The sequence below is a fragment of the Saccharothrix sp. ST-888 genome (assembly GCF_000955975.1).
In the GTDB taxonomy this organism is placed as follows: Bacteria; Actinomycetota; Actinomycetes; order Streptomycetales; family Streptomycetaceae; genus Kitasatospora.
In genome coordinates this window covers 1-387 of the sequence record NZ_JYJF01000426.1, presented here as the reverse complement: position 1 = coordinate 387, position 387 = coordinate 1, and the positions used below count along the sequence as shown (strand labels likewise).

At 80.4% G+C, this 387-nt stretch carries 1 protein-coding gene; it reads left to right on the top strand.

The genetic code is table 11. The features are described from left to right. Positions 1-387 (top strand): KR domain-containing protein (locus tag UK12_RS33380; RefSeq protein WP_045306965.1); only part of this gene is annotated, 387 nt, incomplete at both ends.

Sequence of the window (387 nt, the reverse complement as noted above, 5' to 3'; positions counted from 1 at the left end):
GGTTACGCGGCGGCCAACGCCTTCCTCGACGCGCTGGCCGAGCGGCGCCGGGCGGCCGGACTCGCCGCGACCTCGGTGGCCTGGGGCCCGTGGGGCGAGCTCGGCATGGCGGCCGACGACGCGGCCGCCGAGCACCTGCGGCGGCGCGGCCTGCGGGTCCTGGCTCCGGAGCCCGGGATCACCGCGCCCCAGCAGGCCCTGGCCCACCAGGAGACGGCGCTCACCGTCGCCGACGTCGACTGGGCGCTGTTCGCACCGGCGTTCGCCGCCGCCCGCCCCCGGCCGCTCATCAGCGAGATCCCGGAGGCCCGCGAGGCGCTCGACGGGGCCGCCGCCGAGGCCGAGGCCGACACCGGGGACCGGGCGGCCGCGTTCCAGGAGCGGCTG